Origin of the sequence: Staphylococcus sp. GDX8P80P (genome assembly GCF_017893095.1) — a bacterium.
Classification (GTDB): domain Bacteria; phylum Bacillota; class Bacilli; order Staphylococcales; family Staphylococcaceae; genus Staphylococcus; species Staphylococcus borealis.
Window position 1 is genome coordinate 1 of record NZ_JAESMI010000159.1, and the last position, 909, is coordinate 909.

Annotated in this window: 1 protein-coding gene; it reads left to right on the plus strand. The window is 33.6% G+C overall.

Annotated elements, in window-relative coordinates; all coding sequences use genetic code 11:
* Window positions 1–196: 196 nt before the first annotated feature.
* Window positions 197–909: IS30 family transposase (locus tag KA858_RS11785; RefSeq protein ID WP_210135787.1), on the plus strand; the 713-nt coding region annotated here is incomplete at its 3' end.

Below are 909 nucleotides of genomic sequence, written 5' to 3' on the forward strand. Positions count from 1 at the left end.
CCACAATAAACACACTAATGATAAATGTCGCTATACGCATGACAGACATATTTCTTTCTCCTTTCATTTCATTATTTCTACATGACGAATTGTAATATTAAGTGCAACACTAATAAAATTTCATAAAAAAGGCCCATGATTGGCACTTTATTGTAAGATGTTAATAACCACAAAAACACATACAAGGGGTGCCAATATGAGCTACATTCATCTTACAATAACTGAGCGTGCAAGTATAGAGATTCTTAGGAAAGAAAATTATTCTTTAAGAGCTATTGCCAAACGATTAAACCGTTCGGTTTCTACCATTTCTCGCGAAATTAAAAGAAATAAATTCAATCATAATTATGTTGCTGAAACAGCTCAAACTAATTATGAAACTCGAAAAAAGAATTGTGGTCGTCCTTCCAAATTAACAAATGAACTGATCAACACAATTATCCATCATCTAAAATTACGTTGGTCACCTGAACAAATAGTTGGCAGATTACTTCAAAACAACATATGCTTTAAAACAATTTACCGATGGATTAATGCTAATTCATTTGGTTTAGATTTGTTTCCTTATTTAAGACAAAAAGGCAAAAGACAACGACCTACAGAAACCCGAGGACGTTTCAATGTTGGCAAACCGATATCCCAACGTCCTAAGAATATCAAAAAACGTAATTCTTTTGGCCACTGGGAGGCAGATACAGTTGTTTCAAGCAGAGGGAAAAGTAAAGGCTGTTTGGCTACTTTCGCAGAAAGAAAGTCTCGCTATTATATTTGTTTTCTAATGCCTGACCGTTCTTCTAAATCAATGGAAGTAGCTATAAAACAACTTATTTCATCTTTGCCTAACAACGCTGTAAAAACGATTACTGTAGATCGTGGTAAAGAGTTTTCATGTTACAAAAATATTGAATC